General features: G+C 56.6%; 16 protein-coding genes. All 16 read left to right on the top strand.

The window, feature by feature from the left end; translation table 11 throughout:
* The first annotated feature begins 26 nt into the window (after window positions 1-26).
* The 16 genes from IDH45_RS05240 (at window position 27) to fni (ending at window position 18059) form a co-directional block, all read left to right on the top strand.
* On the top strand, window positions 27-260 hold the full coding sequence (locus IDH45_RS05240) for a DUF4227 family protein (protein WP_190925348.1): 234 nt from the start codon (window positions 27-29) through the stop codon (window positions 258-260).
* Window positions 261-375: 115 nt separating this feature from the next.
* The gene (xerD, locus tag IDH45_RS05235) at window positions 376-1272 is read left to right on the top strand and encodes a site-specific tyrosine recombinase XerD (RefSeq protein WP_190925444.1); all 897 of its coding nucleotides are present in this window, start codon (window positions 376-378) and stop codon (window positions 1270-1272) included.
* A 279-nt stretch (window positions 1273-1551) separates the two neighbouring features.
* Window positions 1552-3981 (top strand): right-handed parallel beta-helix repeat-containing protein, encoded by a 2430-nt coding sequence (locus IDH45_RS05230; protein WP_190925346.1) that lies wholly within the window; start codon window positions 1552-1554, stop codon window positions 3979-3981.
* A gap of 177 nt (window positions 3982-4158) precedes the next feature.
* On the top strand, window positions 4159-5334 hold the full coding sequence (locus tag IDH45_RS05225) for a phosphopentomutase (RefSeq protein ID WP_190925344.1): 1176 nt from the start codon (window positions 4159-4161) through the stop codon (window positions 5332-5334).
* Between the two features lie 12 nt (window positions 5335-5346).
* Window positions 5347-6174: a purine-nucleoside phosphorylase gene (locus IDH45_RS05220; protein WP_190925342.1), complete on the top strand. Its 828-nt coding sequence runs from the start codon at window positions 5347-5349 to the stop codon at window positions 6172-6174.
* A gap of 246 nt (window positions 6175-6420) precedes the next feature.
* Window positions 6421-7272 carry a purine-nucleoside phosphorylase gene (locus IDH45_RS05215; protein ID WP_190925340.1) on the top strand — a complete coding sequence of 284 codons (852 nt, stop codon included), beginning with the start codon at window positions 6421-6423 and terminating at the stop codon, window positions 7270-7272.
* A 26-nt stretch (window positions 7273-7298) separates the two neighbouring features.
* Complete coding sequence (locus IDH45_RS05210; protein ID WP_190925338.1) at window positions 7299-8600, top strand: pyrimidine-nucleoside phosphorylase; 1302 nt, start codon at window positions 7299-7301, stop codon at window positions 8598-8600.
* A 260-nt stretch (window positions 8601-8860) separates the two neighbouring features.
* On the top strand, window positions 8861-9790 hold the full coding sequence (locus IDH45_RS05205; RefSeq protein ID WP_190925336.1) for a MerR family transcriptional regulator: 930 nt from the start codon (window positions 8861-8863) through the stop codon (window positions 9788-9790).
* A 187-nt stretch (window positions 9791-9977) separates the two neighbouring features.
* Complete coding sequence (locus IDH45_RS05200) at window positions 9978-11522, top strand: phytoene desaturase family protein (RefSeq protein WP_223836381.1); 1545 nt, start codon at window positions 9978-9980, stop codon at window positions 11520-11522.
* A 43-nt stretch (window positions 11523-11565) separates the two neighbouring features.
* On the top strand, window positions 11566-13038 hold the full coding sequence (locus tag IDH45_RS05195; RefSeq protein ID WP_190925333.1) for a phytoene desaturase family protein: 1473 nt from the start codon (window positions 11566-11568) through the stop codon (window positions 13036-13038).
* The gene (locus IDH45_RS05190; protein WP_190925332.1) at window positions 13026-13892 is read left to right on the top strand and encodes a phytoene/squalene synthase family protein; all 867 of its coding nucleotides are present in this window, start codon (window positions 13026-13028) and stop codon (window positions 13890-13892) included. Before IDH45_RS05195 ends, IDH45_RS05190 begins: the two co-directional genes overlap by 13 nt.
* Window positions 13893-14684: a carotenoid biosynthesis protein gene (locus tag IDH45_RS05185; protein ID WP_190925330.1), complete on the top strand. Its 792-nt coding sequence runs from the start codon at window positions 13893-13895 to the stop codon at window positions 14682-14684.
* A complete protein-coding gene (locus IDH45_RS05180) occupies window positions 14611-15129 on the top strand; it encodes a lysophospholipid acyltransferase family protein (RefSeq protein ID WP_190925328.1) in 519 nt (172 codons plus the stop codon). The genes IDH45_RS05185 and IDH45_RS05180 overlap by 74 nt, the downstream gene beginning before the upstream one ends.
* 58 nt (window positions 15130-15187) lie before the next feature.
* A complete protein-coding gene (locus tag IDH45_RS05175; protein ID WP_190925325.1) occupies window positions 15188-15550 on the top strand; it encodes a hypothetical protein in 363 nt (120 codons plus the stop codon).
* The gene (locus tag IDH45_RS05170) at window positions 15547-17031 is read left to right on the top strand and encodes a phytoene desaturase family protein (RefSeq protein WP_190925323.1); all 1485 of its coding nucleotides are present in this window, start codon (window positions 15547-15549) and stop codon (window positions 17029-17031) included. Before IDH45_RS05175 ends, IDH45_RS05170 begins: the two co-directional genes overlap by 4 nt.
* Window positions 17032-17036: 5 nt before the next feature.
* Entirely contained in the window at window positions 17037-18059 is a 1023-nt protein-coding gene (gene fni, locus IDH45_RS05165) for a type 2 isopentenyl-diphosphate Delta-isomerase (protein ID WP_223836380.1), read from the top strand.
* Window positions 18060-18238 lie beyond the last annotated feature (179 nt).

Below are 18238 nucleotides of genomic sequence, written 5' to 3'. Positions count from 1 at the left end.
CAATGTTGGGACAGGGAGGACAGGCCATGGTCGTTTCGTTGAGAAAATGGTGGGTTCGGACGAAGTTTATTGCCGTTTTCGTTATCTTGACGGTTATGCTGTTCGAGTTGTTCCGGTTTTTCGGGGGCTGGTTCGAGCCGGCAGGGCGGTATAAGGAGCCAACAGGCAAAGCAGTGAAAGTATTCCGCGACGAAGCCGGCGTAACGGAGCCGGATACGATGCTGGAGCGGCTGCTGTTTTTTTACAAGTACGGGGAGTAAGGGTGGAAAGAGTCGCTGATCTGCGTTTATCCTTCGGTCCGGCAGGAAATTCGATCCCGGTGTTGAATATGTGTTGTACATGAGGAACGACATACTGGGGGATCAACATTTGGCGATGAAGAGACATATGCAATCGTTTATCCAATACCTCTCCGTCGAGCGCGGTCTGTCGCGCAACACGTTAGAGTCTTATTCACGCGACGTTACCCATTACCTCGAACATATCGGCGGACTAGGTGTAACGTCCATCGAGGAGTCGGCCAAGTCCCACATTGTGAATTATTTGCTTTTCCTGAAACAGCTCGGACGGGCGCCGACGACCGTATCCCGCAACATCGTGTCGATCCGGGCATTCTACCAATACTTGCTGCGGGAGAAAACGATCACCCAAGATCCGTCTCTCGATGTGGAAATGCCCAAGCTGGAAAAACGTCTGCCGAAGGTGATGACGGTCGAAGAGGTTGAGCGGCTGCTGGAAGCGCCGGTGACGACGGTTCCCGGCGGCATGCGCGATAAGGCGATGCTGGAGCTGCTCTATGCGACGGGCATTCGTGTATCGGAGCTGATCTCGCTCGGCGTCGACGACGTGAACCCGACGATGGGTTTTGTCCGCTGTATCGGCAAAGGCAAGGAACGGATTATCCCTCTCGGCAAAATCGCCGCTCACTGGTTAGACAATTATACGGAGTCGATGCGTCCCCAGCTGCTACGCCAGTCGAAGGACGAGGACGCGCTGTTTATTAACCATCTCGGTACCCGCCTGACCCGCCAAGGGTTTTGGAAAATTATTAAACGATACGCCCGGGAAGCGGGCATCGATAAGGAAATAACGCCGCATACGCTCAGGCATTCGTTCGCCACCCATCTGCTTGAGAACGGGGCGGACCTGCGGGCGGTGCAGGAAATGCTCGGCCATGCGGACATCTCGACGACGCAGGTGTACACGCAGGTCACCAAGGCCCGGATGAAAGAAATTTATGATCGTGCGCATCCGCGCGCAGGAATGAAATGAACGCCAAAGCGACGGGCGTCATCTTGTCGCCGGGCAGCTGTTTTCGCCATGCCAGCAGCTGCCGTCTCAAAGCAGGAGTTGTCTGAAAGTTGTTGAAGTAATCGATTTCATATTATGATACAATAGGAAAGGAGCGCGATCGCGGCACGCCAATCAGCTAATCAGCTCCATATCCAATGTAGGAGGGATGTAATAATGTCTGATCGTCAAGACCCCCGTCATTCCGCAAATCCATCGGAGGGGACCCCGCAATCCGGAAGTAGAATTAGCAGAAGAAAAATGCTGGCTTCAATGGGACTTACTTTATCCGGGGCGGCTTTAGCTTCAGCCGGTCTTGTAAGCGCTTCAGATTCAGGGGTGACCGACTCCGTTTACGGACTTAGCGGGAGAAGAAGATTGCCCGATCTGCGGAGAATTGATTTCGTTGTCGCCACCGATTTAAGCGAACTGAAGACGAATTCGGATCCCGATCCGGGTTACATTTATTTCGTCCGAGATTCGGGACGGCATTACCGATACGATCCTGTCGACCTTACATCGGTCGACGACGGAGACCGTATCCTGGTAGGCGCGGACGGCAAAAGATTCAAGCGGATAGTTGGCGCCCGAGCAGCCGGTGCGTTGTCAGTGGGAGAATTCCCCGTGTCGGGATCGGCCCAATCAACGACAGGTTCGCTGACCGCTGGCAGCAATCAGTTGACCGTCGCATCGCCGATCGATTTCGAGACAGGACAAGGGATTCTGATAGCAGGAGCCGGTGCGCCGAAGCGCGAGGTGCTGACTCTCGTCCTGGAAGAGGAAGCGGCGGCTGCAGGGACGATTACAGTCGAGCTTCCCGGAGAACCTGCGCAGTCCGTGACGGTTGCGGCCGTCAAGGAGACCGTTGAAATCACGGTAACGTCCGGCTGTTCGCAATCCGGAACGATTGCACTCGTCCTTGATTCCGTTCAGTTTCTCATTCCGGTTGAGGCTGGGGAAAGCGCTGTGCAGATTGCCGACCGGATCCGAGGCTGGTACATGGAGGACTGGACGAACGGCGGAGCTTCCGGCTCGGCAACCGTTATTTTGCAGGCGATAGAACCGGGCAAGAAGCGAGACTCCTTTTATTTCGGCCAAGGGACCGGGGTGCAAGCCTCGGCGACTATGACCAAAGGAACGAGAACCGGAGTGAAGGAAATTGTCGCGGCCTTTAAGCAGAAAACGTATGTGAATTGGCAGACCGGAGGTTATCCGAACTCCAACGTATTGTTTTATATCGCCAAAACAAACGGAGCTCAGAACGGACAACTGGCAAGCGTCAGCTTCGGTTCTACAGGAATCGCAGGGAGAATCGAACCGGTCCAGTTCGGAAGCTACCTGCTGGCGAAAATTGAAGCGATATCGGGCAATGTGATTACGCTTTCCCATCCTGCGGTTTCAGCAGCGTCAGGTGTTTATGTCGGGCACGACGATTCTGCGGCATTGCAGGCTGCACTGAATGCGGCTATCGGCGAAACGCTGCATATTCCTGCGGGAACCTATCGGCTGGCCGCCGGGCTGACGGCGCAGAAGGGAACTTCGCTGCTCGGCGAAGGCGCCGTGTCGACGATTTTGCAATATCAGGCGGTGGGCTTGAAAGGAATCAGTATAGGAAACGGCGCGGACGATGTATATGTCGGCCATCTGCAGTTCAAAAACGTATGCAGTCCCAATACATATTTCGGGGGAGACTCGGAAGTGGACGGCATCGTGATTGCAAATGCCAAACGTTCGATAATCGAATATTGCCGGTTCGATAACTGCGATGATGCGGGCATACGTGTTGGTTACAGCTCTACCGGAAATTCCGCGGGAACGAAGGTGATGTACAACTATGTTGCAAATACGGCGGAAGGTTCGGGGATTGAAGTGATCCGGGGCGAAGACTGTCTGATCGTGGGCAATATCGTCAAATACAGCTCCCAGCACGGTGTACGGTTATGCGGCGCGAGAAAACCCGTTGCGATTGGAAATATACTCGATCATAATTATGACGGTTTTTCCATCCAGGGATTCGGCAACGGCGTCAATGTGACTCAGAGAACCCAGGATTTCCTGGTCGAGGGCAATGTCGTCAAAAACGATATCGCTTTCTCCATCGCTATTTTCAATCAAGCGAACAGCGGTATCATTAAAGGCAACATACTCGAAGGAATGAAAGCCCCAACCGGCATTGATCTGAAGACGGTTCTGATCAGCGGCAGGAAGAGCTCGAACTTCGACATCACAATCGAAGGCAACGTACTGAAAGGATACAACCGGGCGATCCAAATGCGGGGTGACTATTCCGGTATCGTCATCCGGGGCAATACGATCAAGGATTACTCGGCCAGTGGAACTGGAAGCGCTTACGGAATCTACCTCGATTGCGACGACGTCGGCGACATACGTCATATCGTGATCGAAGGAAATTCGTTTATATGCACGGCGCAAAACAAGCTGGGTGTCCGCTTTTTCCGACCGTCCCAAGGAAGCAGCGTCCATGTCCATAACAACTCGTTCTTGCTGCGGATGAGCGACCCCGCCAGGGTCGCGGAATACAGCGTCAAAAACGGAGGAACCGCCAGCTATAACCTGGATGCTCTCGTCTCGGTCAAGAAAGGAACTTGTTTGGCTACGCTGCCGGATGGCACGCAAATAACCGGAACGACAATTGTGGACAGCAATACGTACGAGCCGATTCCTGTATAACGACAATCCGATCCGGTCCGCCGGGTCGAAGAGGCTGCGGCATACGGCAAAAGGAACAATACGCAACCGAACATCCCTTGAGCTCCGGGCGATCCGGGGCTCTTTTGCATTCGTCCCGGGGTCGTGAGATAATATGGAAAACATTTGCCCCGTACACCTGCATAACGGAGGATCCTTATGAAATTCAAACGGATAGCACTGATCGTACTGGATAGCGTCGGCATTGGCGAGCTTCCGGACGCCCCGTCCTTTGGCGACGCCGGAGCGCATACGCTTGGTCATATTGCTCAGCGGGTGCCCGCTCTAGCGCTGCCGAACCTGGAGAAGCTGGGGCTTGCCAACATTGCGCCGCTAATGCATCTTCGCCCTGCGGATCGGCCTGCCGCCTATTACGGCAAAATGGCCGAAGCTTCCGCCGGCAAAGACACGATGACCGGTCATTGGGAACTGATGGGACTTAAGGTGACGATCCCGTTCCAGACGTACCCGGAAGGTTTCCCCGAGCCGCTTCTGCGCAAGTTCGAACAGGCCACGGGCCGCGGCGTACTCGGCAACAAGCCCGCCTCGGGAACCGAAATTATAGAGGAGCTCGGCGAAGAGCAGAAACGTACCGGCTCCTGGATCGTATATACGTCAGCGGACAGCGTCTTCCAGATCGCCGCGCACGAACAAGTGATTCCGCTTGAGGAGCTGTACCGGGCGTGCGAGATCGCCCGCAGCCTTACGCTGGGCGAATACGCCGTAGGGCGCGTCATCGCCCGGCCGTATATGGGGGAGCCCGGCTCGTTCAAGCGGACGGCGAACCGTCACGATTACGCAGTCAAGCCGCCTGGGCCGACGGTGATGAACCGACTGAAGGATGCCGGATACGATTGTATCGCGATCGGCAAAATCAACGATATTTTTTCGGGCGAAGGTGTAACCGCCTCGCTGCCGACCAAGAGCAACGAACACGGCATCGAAGAGACGATCCGGACGCTGGAGCAGCCTTTCCGCGGCATGGTCTTTACGAATCTGGTCGATTTCGACTCGTTATACGGTCATCGGCGGGACCCCGAAGGTTATGCGCAGGCGCTGATGGAATTCGATGCCCGTCTGCCGGATATTATGGCACGGCTCGGCGAGGAAGATCTATTGGTGATCACGGCCGATCACGGCAACGATCCGACTCATCCGGGCACGGATCACACCCGGGAGTATGTGCCGCTGCTTGTCTGGAGTCCGAAGTTGAAGTCGCCCGCTTCGTTTGGCGTACGAGCGACGTTTGCCGATGTGGGAGCGACGGTGGCGGAGAACTTCGGCCTGCCGGCGCCGGAGCACGGCAGCAGCTTTTTATCCGAGCTTCACGAATAGCGGAGGTGCTGTATGAACGCAAGCACGATGGAACAGCGGATCGCGGAAGCCGTCCGCTTTATCGAAGAAGAGATTCCGTACGCCCCGGAGGTCGGTCTGATTCTCGGTTCGGGACTCGGGGTGCTGGCGGATTTGATGGAGGACGTAACCGTCATCCATTACGAAGAAATTCCGTTTTTTCCGGTGTCCACCGTGGAAGGTCATGCAGGCGAGCTGCTCGTCGGCACGATCGGAGGCCGGAAGGCCGTCCTGATGAAGGGCCGTTTTCATTTGTACGAAGGTTACGATGTCGCTTCGGTAGCTTTCCCCGTGCGCGTCATGCGGGCACTTGGCGTCCAATCGCTGCTTGTCACCAATGCGGCGGGCGGAGTCAATACCGGGTACCGTCCCGGCGACCTTATGCTAATTCACGATCATGTCAATCTGATGTTCCGCAATCCGCTGATCGGCCGCAACGAAGAGGCGCTCGGCGTCCGGTTCCCGGACATGTCGCAGGCATACAGCGCCCGCCTGATCGAGGCCGCTAGAGAGGCGGCGGATCAACTGGGCATCCGGCTGGAGGAAGGCGTATATGCCGGAATGCTCGGCCCGTCCTATGAGACGCCGGCCGAGATCAAGATGCTCCGGACGCTTGGCGCCGATGCCGTCGGCATGTCGACCGTACCCGAAGTGATTGCGGCGCGCCATGCGGGAATCGAGGTGCTCGGCATCTCGTGCATTACGAATATGGCCGCAGGCATTTTGAATCAGCCTCTCTCCCATGCGGAAGTGGTGGAAACTGCGGAACGGGTGAAGGAAAGCTTCCTGGAGCTTGTATCGGCCGTTTTACCCAAACTGTAACGGTCTGGTCGGATTATCCGTTTACATTTAATACGAGTTCAAAAAGTCCGGTTTTCAGCACCGAGAAGATGGGATGAAGCTAGGAAATGAGGAGCGGAGCGTAGTGGCAGCTACGTGAGCACCGGAAGTTCCGGCTGAATCCCATATTCGATGTCGAGTAGGCCTTCCTGATCTGCATCGTGATCAAAAGTGGACTTTTTGAACATCCTCTTTTATAACTTATTGGCTCAGGAGGTTGTTGTGTTCATGGAGTTGACCTACGTAGATCAGATCAATCAGGCTGCGGCCTATATTCGCGGCAGGATCGCCGGGCGCGAGCCCGTCGTCGGACTTGTGCTCGGTTCAGGACTGGGGGATTTGGCAAGCGAGGTGGAGGATGCGATTACCATCGATTTCTCCGAAGTTCCGCATTTTCCGGTGTCCACGGTGGAAGGACATGCGGGCCGATTCGTCATCGGAACGCTTGAAGGGAAAACGGTTATCGTCATGCAAGGCCGTTTTCATTACTACGAAGGTTACCCGATGCGCAAGGTCGCGGCCCCGATTTACGTGATGCGCAAGCTCGGCGTCCAAACCGCCGTCATCACGAACGCGGCGGGGGGGATGAATCGGGCGTTCCGTCCGGGCGATCTGATGCTGATCTGCGATCATCTGAACATGACGGGGGACAATCCACTGATCGGCACAAACGATGCCGGGCTGGGCGTGCGCTTCCCGGACATGTCCGAAGCCTACAACAAATCGTACCGGGAACTGGCTCACCGGCTGTCGAGCCTGATCCGTTCTGACGACGGGGACTCGCTGGAGCTGCAGGAAGGTGTGTATTGCGGCATCAGCGGACCGCCTTATATGACGCCGGCGGAGCTCAAGATGCTTGCCAGGCTGGGCGGAGACGCGGTCGGCATGTCCACCGTGGCCGAGGTGATCGCGGCGAGACATTGCGGTCTCGAGGTGCTGGGCATCTCGTGCATAACCGATATGGCGATCGGGGAGGAGCTGGAGCCGCTGTCCCACGAGCAGGTGATGGAAGTGGCGAACCGGACCAAGCCGAGATTTACCCTGCTAGTCAAATCGTTCGTGCGCGCCGTACCCGTCTGAGCGGCTTATCTTAAGGAGGAACGGTCATGAGAATGGTCGATCTGATACAAAACAAACGCGACGGCGTACGGCTGACGCGGGAACAGCTTTACTTTGCCATTCAAGGCTACACCAAGGGGGAGATCCCCGATTACCAGATGTCGGCGATGGCGATGGCGATTTATTTCCAGGGGATGGACGAGGAGGAAATCGCCGATCTGACGATGGCGATGGCGAACTCGGGCGATACCGTCAGCTTGGCCGGCATTCGCGGCGTAAAAGTCGACAAGCATTCAACGGGCGGCGTCGGCGACAAGACAAGTCTGATCGTCGTGCCACTCGTAGCCGCTGCTGGCGTCCCCGTGGCGAAAATGTCCGGCCGCGGCCTCGGCCATACCGGAGGGACCGTCGACAAGCTGGAATCGATTAGCGGCTTCCGCATCGAGCTGCCAAGCGAGCAGTTCATCCGCAACGTCAACGACAACAAAATGGCGCTCGTCGGCCAGAGCGGCAATCTGGCGCCTGCGGACAAGCAGCTGTATGCACTGCGTGACGTGACAGCGACGGTCAACTCGATTCCGCTGATCGCCTCCTCGATCATGAGCAAAAAAATCGCCTCCGGCGCCGATGCCATCGTGCTTGACGTCAAAGTAGGCTCCGGGGCGTTTATGAAATCGCTGGAGGAAGCGGAACAGCTGGCTGCCACGATGGTGTCGATCGGCAAAAGCTTGAACCGTAAAACGATCGCCGTTTTGTCCGATATGAACGAGCCGCTCGGGACTGAAGTCGGCAACGCTTTGGAAGTGGCCGAGGCAATCGAGGTGCTGCGCGGCGGCGGGGAAGCCAGGCTGAAAGAAATTTGTCTGGTGCTTGCTGCGCATATGACCGTAGCCGGCGGCGCGTATCCTAGCTTCGAGAAAGCCCGTGAAGCGCTCGAAGGAATATTGGAGTCGGGACAGGGCTTGGCGACGTTCCGCAAGTTCGTCGAAGCGCAAGGCGGAGATCCGGGGATCGTGGATGATCCGGGCTTGCTGCCGCAGGCCGCTCTTCAGATAAGCGTCCGGGCTGAAAAGGAAGGATACGTACAAGCCGTCGATGCGGAATCGATCGGCGTCGCCGCCATGCTGCTTGGAGCCGGCCGTGCGAGGAAGGAAGACGCGATCGACTATTCGGTCGGCATTTCGCTTCGGAAAAAGGTCGGCGATCCGGTCCGATTCGGAGACGTTTTGGCGGTTATTCACAGCAACAAAGACCAGAATCAGGACATTTCCGGCAAAATTCTTGACGCTTATACGATCGGCGAGGACCGTCCCGATGAAGTTCCGGTCGTCCACCGAGTCGTCCAATAACCGGCCGGTCGCCGGACGCGCGGGTCGTGTACGCAAATCCGGCTTGCACCTCGGGCTCCCTTGTGTCCACACAGAAGCACAGCCTTCCTGATCGGGAGGGCTGTGCTCTTTTCGTTTCCCTAGGGGCAGCAGCAGTTCGGTAAAATTCCGTGGATTTGCGAATAACGCAACGGGAAAATCGTTTTGTAAACAAAACCGAAATATTGTATAGTGTTTGTATAAAATTTGAACGTCATTCTGTACAGGAAGGAGCGCGCGTCATGTACAACATCAAAACCGTCGTCAAGCTGGTAGGCATTCCGGCCGTCACGATCCGTGCATGGGAAAACCGTTACGGTGTCGTAGAGCCGGGCCGGACCGACGGTGGTCATCGGGTGTATTCGGAGCGGGATGTCGAGGATTTGCGCTGGCTGAAGCGACAGGTTGACGAGAGAGGAATGAACATCAGCCAGGCTGCGAAGCTGTTGAAGCAGACCAACGCGGAACGCCGCGACGAAGCGGGACGTCAGGAGCTGGTCCCGGAAGCGGACAATGAGCCGGCACTGGCGCCGGATATCCGCCAGCTAACATTCGACAAGCTACAGGCTTCGTTATACGATACTCTGATCCAGTACCGGACCGAGGAAGCAAACAGCTTGATCGATATGGGTTTTGCGTTGTATGCCTACGAGGATATGTTTCATCATGTGCTCGTACCGATTTTGTATCGAATTGGAGAAGAATGGGAAAGTGGCAAGGTGAGTGTCGCCCAGGAGCACTTCACAAGCAATATGTTGTATCAACGGTTTCATTATTTCTTCCGTGTATTGCCGGTCCAGTCCAATATGCCGAAGGCGGTCGCTTTTTGCCCGTCGGGTGAGCATCACCAGCTCGGCTTGCTGCTCTTCGTGTTGTTTTTGCGAAAAAAGGGGATGGAGGTCGTATATTTGGGGACCGACATGCCCCTGGACGGCGTATTGCATGTGATCGAGAGCAAGCAGATCCGCTTCGTTTGCGTATCGTTGACCGGGGATTGCAATCTGAATGCCGCGCTAGGGATGCTTCGACACATAGTGGACGAGTTTCCGGATATCCGTTTCGTGCTGGGGGGCAGTGCGTTTAGCGGCGGCGGGCATCCGTACTCTGGATTTGTGTTAAGCGGTGATCCCGCCAAATGGGAAAGCTGGTTTAAGGATCAGGTAGGGAAGTAAAGCTGCAAATCGTGGAGAATACGGGTCTTTTCGCTTATGCGAAAAGGCCTTTTCAGGTTGTGAAAAATGAGGTGATCAAAAGAAATATTCCGGACGGTACATTTTTATCGTGACAGTTTTGTATATGTATTGTATAGTATTTGTATAAATAAAGGGAATGGAATTGTATTTCGGAGGTGAGCGTCTTTTGCCGGAAAAAAAGAAATCGACCGTTGCCGTTGTAGGTGCAGGACCGGGAGGGCTGGCGGTAGCCATGCTGCTCGCAAGCAGGGGGTACCATGTATCGGTGTTCGAAAAAAATGACTCGGTGGGAGGGCGTACGTCCAGACTTGAACTGGGCGAATACACATTCGATCGCGGTCCGACTTTTTTAATGATGCCCCATCTGCTCGAGGAACTGTTCGCTTACGCCGGCGCCGATCTGCATCAGCAGCTGCGCCTTGTCGAGCTGAACCCGATGTACCGGTTAGTGTTCGGGGAACAGGAGCTGATGGCGACGCGGAGCCCCGCACGGATGAAGGAGCGGATCGACTCGTTCTCCCCCGGGGACGGCGACGGTTACCTGCGGTTTATGCTGGAGGAAGAGAACAAGTTCAAGATGCTCGAGCCGCTGCTTAGGAGGCCGTTTAACGGGGTGCTTGACTATGCCCGTCGCGATGTCCTTCGCGCGCTGCCGAAGCTGAGTCTTGGCGACACGGTGTACAGCCGGCTGGCCCGTTATTTCAAGGATGAACGTTTGCGGTTCGCCTTTTCGTTCCAGGCGAAATATTTGGGAATGTCGCCGTGGGAATGTCCGGGCGCTTTTACGATCCTGTCCTTCATGGAGCACCGGTACGGCTTATATCATCCAATGGGCGGCGTTTTTCGGACCTGCGAGGCAATGGCAGACGTATTTCGCGGACTGGGCGGTCAACTGCATACGTCTTGCGGCGTCAAGCAGGTGCGGGTGCGGGAGAGGAAAGCGGTTGGGCTGCTGCTTGAGAACGGGGAGGAGCTTGCCTTCCACGATATTGTCATCAACGCCGATTTCGGTACGGCGGCAAGCCGGTTGTTCGCACCGGGCGATCTGCGAAAATATTCGCCCGACAAAGTTTCTCGTCTCCGTTATTCATGCTCGGCGTTCATGCTGTATATGGGGGTGAACCGTCCCGTCCGTCTGCACCATCATAACGTTTATTTCGCTCGGGACTATCGGCGCAATACGGAGGAGGTGTGCAGGTACGGCGTCGTATCCGACGATTTTTCCTTTTATGTCCATAACCCGTCTGCATTGGACCCTACGCTGGCGCCGCCGGGCAAGTCTTCGCTGTATGTGCTCGTCCCCGTACCCAACACCGGCTGCGCTATGGAGTGGAACGAGGAGACGACAGGCAGCTTCCGTGAGTCCGTGCTTCGCAAGCTCGAACAGGAATCGGAGCTCGCAGGTATTACCCGGGATATCGAAACCGAGCTGATCGCCACTCCCCGCGATTGGGAACAGCAGCTTAACGTATACAGGGGAGCCACCTTTAATCTGTCGCACCGGCTCAGCCAGATGATGGCGTTCCGGCCCCACAACCGGTTCGAGGATGCTGATCGCTGCTGGCTTGTAGGCGGAGGGACGCATCCGGGAAGCGGGCTGCCCACCATATGGGAATCGGCGCGCATTACGGCATCGATGATGGCGGCTCGAGACGGCAAGGAACCGTTCGGCCTGTCCGCCAGCGTAGCGGCTCAAGGACTCCGCCCGTGACCCTGTTCCGGGCAAACATACTTCACGCAAAGGCGGTGTTCCCATGAATGTAGGTATAGTCGGTGGAGGAATCGGCGGATTGACCCTGGCGCTACTCTTGTCACAGCGGGGGATCGCGGTCACGATTTATGAGAAAGCCGGCAAGCTCGGCGGCAGACTCGCTTTCCGCAGGCTGGAGGACGGATGTCGGATAGACGAAGGGCCGACGATCGTGCTGCTTCCCGAAATGCTGCTGTCGGTACTTGAAGAAGGGGGCCTCGACCGTTCTGAAGTTCCGCTGCTGGAATGCAGCCCGATGTACCGGATTTATTACGGAGACGGTACCGTGCTGAACAAATGGCGGAATACCGGCAGGCAGCTGGAGGAGCTGCAAAGCTTCGCACCCGGCTCGGAGCGGGGGTTTCTCAAGTACATGTCCGATATGAATCGAGCGTTCTCCATCGGGGAGAGGCAAATACTGAACCGAAGGCTGCTTCGCAAACGGCATCTGCTTCATTCCGATACGCTGCGGATGCTGGCCGCCGTCAAGGCGTACAAGAGTGCGCGTTCCTTGGCCGCAGACTACTTTACCAACGATAAGCTCGTCGATGCGTTTTCCCTGCAAACGCTGTATATCGGCGGATCTCCCTCCGCCACGCCCTCCCTTTATTCCTTTGTGTCCTATGCGGAGCATGCGTTCGGCGTATGGTATATGCCGGGAGGCTACGCGACGCTCGTAGAGAAACTCGAGCGCATCCTCCGCTCCAGAGGCGTTCGGATCAAGCTGAACAGCGAGGTGAACCGACTGGAAATCGGCGAGGGGCGATGCAGCGGCGTCAAGCTGTCGGACGGCAGCGTCGTTCCGCACGACCAAGTCATCTTCAACGGAGATTTCCCTCATCTGTCTAGATTGCTTCCCGGGGGAGCGAAGCCGTCCAAACGCGCAGCGTTCGTCCCTTCATCCGGCTGTCTGCTGCTGTACGCGACTGCAGCCAAAAGGTGGACCCGGCTGGCCGGTCATCAGTTTTTTTTGCCGGCAACTCCGTTATCCGATCATTGGCGTCTGATATTCGAGCAGCGGAAAGTCCCCGCTAACCCGTCTTTTTATGTATTTTCCCCTACGGCCTTGGAGCCGGAGGCGGCCCCCGAGGGCCACTCGGTCCTTTATTTTCTCGTGCCGGTTCCTACAGGCTCGACCATGGATTGGCAGAAGGAGAAGCAGGCGATTGTCGATTATGTCCTGTCGGAGACCGAACGAAGAGCGGCGCCCGGTCTGACGGCCTCGATCCGGCATCTGGTTGTGAAAACACCTGAGGATGCGGAGGCGGAAGGGTTATTTGGGGGAGGCAGCTTCGGAATCGCTCCGACATGGCTGCAATCCGGGCCGTTCCGTCCGCAGCAGAAGCCGTATCCGATCGAAGGCCTGCACGCGCTCGGGGCCTCCGTCCATCCGGGGGGAGGCGTTCCGATCGTTATGCACGGCGCCAAACTGTTATGCGACCAATTGATGAAGGAGCGATCTAGATGGAATGCTTAAAGCAGTGTGAAGCGATGATTGCGAAAGGGTCGCTGACGTTTTACAGCGCGTTCCGGTCTCTGCCTAGCCCCCGCCGCCAGGCGGTGTACGTGATCTACGCGTTCTGCCGGATGATCGACGATGCCGTCGACGAGCCGGAGCAGTCTCCCTATACGCTTGGTGAGCTGAAGGAGCAGTTCGACCGGTACGAGCAGGCAGGCGGGCATTTCATCTGGCCGGCGCTGCGGTGGCTGTTTCAAACGTTTCCGGCGCTCGGCAAAGAGCCGTTTTACCGGCAGATGGAGGGTCAGCAAACCGACCTGGATGTTGTTCAATACGAAACGATGGAACAATTGGACCGGTACTGTTATCTGGTTGCCGGTACTGTAGGAGAGATGCTGCTCCCCGTACTCCATGACAATCCGGACAAGAAAGTAACGGAAGCCGGCATCATGCTCGGCAAAGCGATGCAAATCGTCAATATCGTCCGGGATGTTGGCGAGGACCGGCGACGGGGAAGGCGGTACATTCCGAAGGAATGGATGGACAGAGCGGGTTACTGCGAAGGGCGGCTGGATAGCGGCATAATCGACGAATCGTTCGTCAGGCTGATCGGCGCTTTCGATCGGCTGGCCCGGGACTGGTTTGCCCGAGGTCTGAATGGGTTGGAAACGTATCCGCGGGAAAGCGCCTGCTGTATCGAAATCGCGGCCCGTTATTACGAGGCGATATTGGATGGGGTAAAAGAAAACGGCTACGATGTGTTTACCAAACGAGCCGTTGTCGGAGGCGCCCGCAAGCTGGCGCTGGCATCCGCCATACGGGTGAAATATATCGGACTTGCCCCAGCTCCGGAAGAAACGGCTGTATCGTAAATGGGATACTTGTTCTGGTTCTGGTATGCCGTCGGTTTTGGGCTGCTCGTGTTTTATCGGGTGCCGCATTTTCTTGGATTTTCCAACGGCCTTTTTCTGTTGTTTTTTGCCATGTACGCTATATCGATGGAGATCAGGGTAAGCCGGCTGGGCGGGTCGGGCTCCGCTTTATATCTATACGCCAGGGCGTCCGTCGTTTTCATTTCGACCATGCTGATCGAAGCGTACGGAGTCGCGACAGCTATTCCGTTCGGCCGTTACGACTATACGCCGGTGCTCGGTATAACGGCATGGGGAGTGCCGCTGGCAATTGGCGCCGCATGGGTTGGGGTCGTTTCGGTATGCTCGGCAATGTCTGCGTCGGCGAGCCGTCTGTGGAGCGCGGTGCAAACGGGATTGTGGGCGATGTGCTTTGACTTCGTGCTCGACCCTGCGTCGGAAGCCAGCGGATTTTGGAAGTGGAGCGACTCTGGGTTTTATTACGGGATACCTTGGCAAAACTTTGCCTCCTGGTTCGTGATTGCGTTCGTCCTGGCCTGGCTGCTGTATCCGCCACGACGGAGCGACAAGGCATGCGGTCCGAGCATTTCCGCAGCTCCTTTCAGGTTGTACCAGGCGCTTGTTGTATTGTTCGGGATATTGGCATGGAAGGCGGGGCTTTCGGCAGCAGGCTTTGCGGCTATCCTGATCACGGCGGCGGCGGAAGGGAGACTGTATGATGCCCGGAGAAAGGTGGCTAAGGGCGGCGGGCGAAGGGAAGCTAATCCTCGCGGACAAACAAAAGTGGTTTAATAAGCTGTTTTATTTGTACAACAAGCATTGGCTGCTCCCGCGCTTTTTTCATTCGATTGAAGCTGTTGGCCCGGTCGACGCGGAGCCGGGTGCGTCCGTTCTGTACATCATGAATCATTGCAGCTGGTGGGACGGCCTGCTTGTCTATCATGCGACCCAAAACTGCTCGCTCGCCGACCATTATATGATGATGGACCGGGAACAGCTCACGCATTATCCGTTTTTTCGCAAGCTCGGCGCTTTCTCCATCGATAAATCGTCTCTTGGCGGCATAACCGCTTCGCTGGACTACGCTTCTTCGCTAATGCGTCAGGGGCGAGCCGTCTGGTTGTTCCCTCAAGGCGCCATCGAGCATCAGGAGAAACGGCCGATTGCGTTTCAAAGCGGTGTAGGCGCTCTGTTATGCCGTTGTCCGCAAACGGCCGTCATACCGGTCGCTCGCTAGAAGAGTTAAGCGTGCTGGGCATCCCGTTCGGCTCGCCAACATACACCGGTTTGTGTATATGCGGATGTACGAAAACGCGGCACAAGTTTGGAAAGGGTATGCCAAGAACGTATTTCCGGGACTGGGACGCAACGGACTTCTTTTATTCGGTGTGCTTTTTTCGTATGCATTTCTATATCTGTTTCCGCTGTTGACGCTATGTTCCTCGATAGGACATCCCGATCTGTTTCTGCCCTCGATACTGGCCTTGGCGCTGGGTTTCGGATTGAAGGCGATTGTGGACCGCTCCAGCGGCGTATCGCCAAAATACGCTTGGACGCTTCCGGCTGCCATATGTCTGTTAATAGCGATCGGAGTCGCTTCCTGGACAATAGCGGCGACAGGCAACACTTATGAGTGGAAGGGGAGACGGTATACATGAAACGGGTGATCGTAATCGGAGGGGGGCTGGGCGGACTTTCGTGCGCCATCCGGCTGGCAACTGCGGGTTTCCAGGTCAGGCTGATCGAGCGTCAGCGGGCGCTGGGGGGCAAGCTGCAGCGGGTGGAAGCCGGACCGTATTCATTCGACAGGGGACCGAGCACGATTACGATGACCTCCATGTTCGAACGAGTGTTTACCTCCGCAGGGAGAAGAATAGAAGATTACGTATCTTTTTACAAGCTGCCGGTTTATACCCGCAACCGGTTTGCCGACGGCCATCAGGTTGATTTGACCCGAGACCCGGCAGCTACAGCTGATCAGATTGCGCGTTACAGCGCCAAAGACGCGTCCCGATACGAAACGTTCCTTGCGGAAGCGGAACGTTTATACTCCATATCCCGCAGCCGATTTTTAAATCGGCTTTTGGCCGACCCGCTTGACCTGGCCGATCCCCGCCTTTTGGCCGGACTGCTGTCCGTTCGGCCGTTTACGACGCTGGACCGCTTGCTGGCACGATACTTCGAGCATCCCAACACCCGTATGATGCTGGGGCGTTATGCCACCTATATCGGTTCCTCTCCGTACCGCACTCCGGCCGTATTTGCCATGCTCGCTCATGTGGAGGCGGGCGAGGGAATTGTCGGGATCCGGGGAGGAACGTATGAGCTTGTTCGCGCGTTCGGTCGACTGGCGGAGGAGCTGGGTGTATCGATCCATTTAGGGGAAGAGGTTGTCAAGATTCGAACGTCGTCCGGGAAAGTATCGGGGGTTTCCACAGCTTGCGGAGATTATGCGGCGGATGTGGTCGTAGCCGGAGGCGACTTGCTGACGATGACACGTGCGCTGCTGGACGAAGAGGAGCGGCCGTCGCTGCCCGACAGGAAAATAGCCGGTTACGAGCCTTCCCATTCCGGTCTGGTGCTGATGCTCGGAGTAAAGCGAAAATATGAGCAGCTAAGCCATCATACCGTTTTTTTCCCTGAGCGTTACGAAGAAGAATTTATAGACTTGTTTGAGCGGAAAGTTCCGCCTCGCGACCCGGCTCTGTATATTTGCTGGAACGGGGCGGATGGGGAACTTACGGCCCCGGATAGCTGCAGTGCTTTATTCGTGCTTGTTAACGCGCCTTATTTATGCGAATCGGCGTGGGATTGGCAGGAAAAACGGGAGGCATATGTCGAACAAGTGACAGAGAAACTGGAGAGAGTCGGTTTGTGCGGTATACGGGCCGATATGGAAGTTCGTCTCGTGTATACTCCCGAACAGCTGCGCGAAGACACGGGAGCATACCGGGGGGCGATCTATGGAATATCGTCCAATTCGTTCCGCCAAGCCTTTTTCCGGCCTGGCAACCGCAGCCGGGACATTGACGGGTTGTGGTTTGTCGGAGGGACTACGCATCCGGGAGGCGGGACTCCGGTCGTGACCGCTTGTGGACAACTGGTAGCGGAAAGACTCATTCGGGAATACAGGGGGTAATTGGATTGAGTACGGAACGGCGCAAGGCGGAGCATATCCGAATATGCCTAGAGGAAAATGTGAGCAGCACAGCTGAGGGAAGCGGCTTTGCCGACTACCGGTTCAGGCATCGGGCGCTTCCGGAGATTGATTTTGCCGAAATCGACACGACCTGCGAATTTCTCGGCAAACCGGTAAGCGTACCTCTGCTGATCAGTTCGATGACCGGCGGCACGGAAGAAGCGCTGCGCATTAACCGGAACTTGGCCGAAGCGGCGCAGAGGCAAGGATGGGCGATGGGAGTCGGATCGGTGCGCGCCGCGGTGGAGCGCCCTTCTGTTGCCCATACGTTCCGGGTCAGGGACGCAGCTCCGACGATTCCGGTTATCGCCAACATCGGCGCCGTTCAGCTGAATTACGGCTATGGCGCGGAAGAATGCAAACGGGCGGTCGATGTGGCGGAAGCGGACGGACTTGTGCTGCATCTGAATTCGATGCAGGAGCTGTTTCAGCCGGAAGGGAATACGAATTTTAAAGATTTGCTGCGGCAAATCGAGGTCGTATGCCGATCGTTGCAGGTACCGGTAGGCGTCAAGGAAGTCGGCTGGGGGATCGGCGGAGATACGGCGAGGCTGCTCGCTGATGCCGGCGTCCGGTTTGTCGATGTCGCGGGAGCGGGGGGCACTTCGTGGAGCCAGGTGGAGAAGTACCGGCTCCAGGACCCGGTACGGCGCGCCGCTGCCGAAGCGTTCGCCGACTGGGGCATCCCGACGGCCCAATGCGTCGCCGAAGTGCATGAGGCTGCGCCGGGCTGTAGCCTGATAGCGAGCGGCGGTTTGACCAGCGGTGTTGACGCTGCTAAAGCAATCGCGCTGGGCGCCGATCTCGCAGGCTTCGGCCGCTCGCTGCTAGGCCCGGCGGTCGGTTCGCCCGAGGAGACCGACCTGGCGCTGCAGCGTATATCGTTTGAGCTGCGTGCCGCCATGTTCGGCATCGGTGCGGCAAACTTGTCCGAGCTGCGCGGCACTCCCAATCTGACTAAACGGTAATCCATCGTAAGGCAAAGCACATCCGTTACAAAGCATAATGTTCCTTTAAAAGCATAGGGGCTCGCCGCTGTTGGCATCAATCAGTCTCACTTGCCGGCCGGTTAAACGATGAACGAGCCGATACGTCAATTTATAGCGGCGCTCGGGAGCGGGGTCGAAACCGGCCAACTGCCCGGGCC

Source organism: Paenibacillus oceani (genome assembly GCF_014705615.1).
Classification (GTDB): Bacteria; Bacillota; Bacilli; order Paenibacillales; family NBRC-103111; genus Paenibacillus_AB; species Paenibacillus_AB oceani.
Note: the sequence above shows the minus strand (reverse complement) of the source record. Positions and strands in the feature narration are given on the sequence as shown.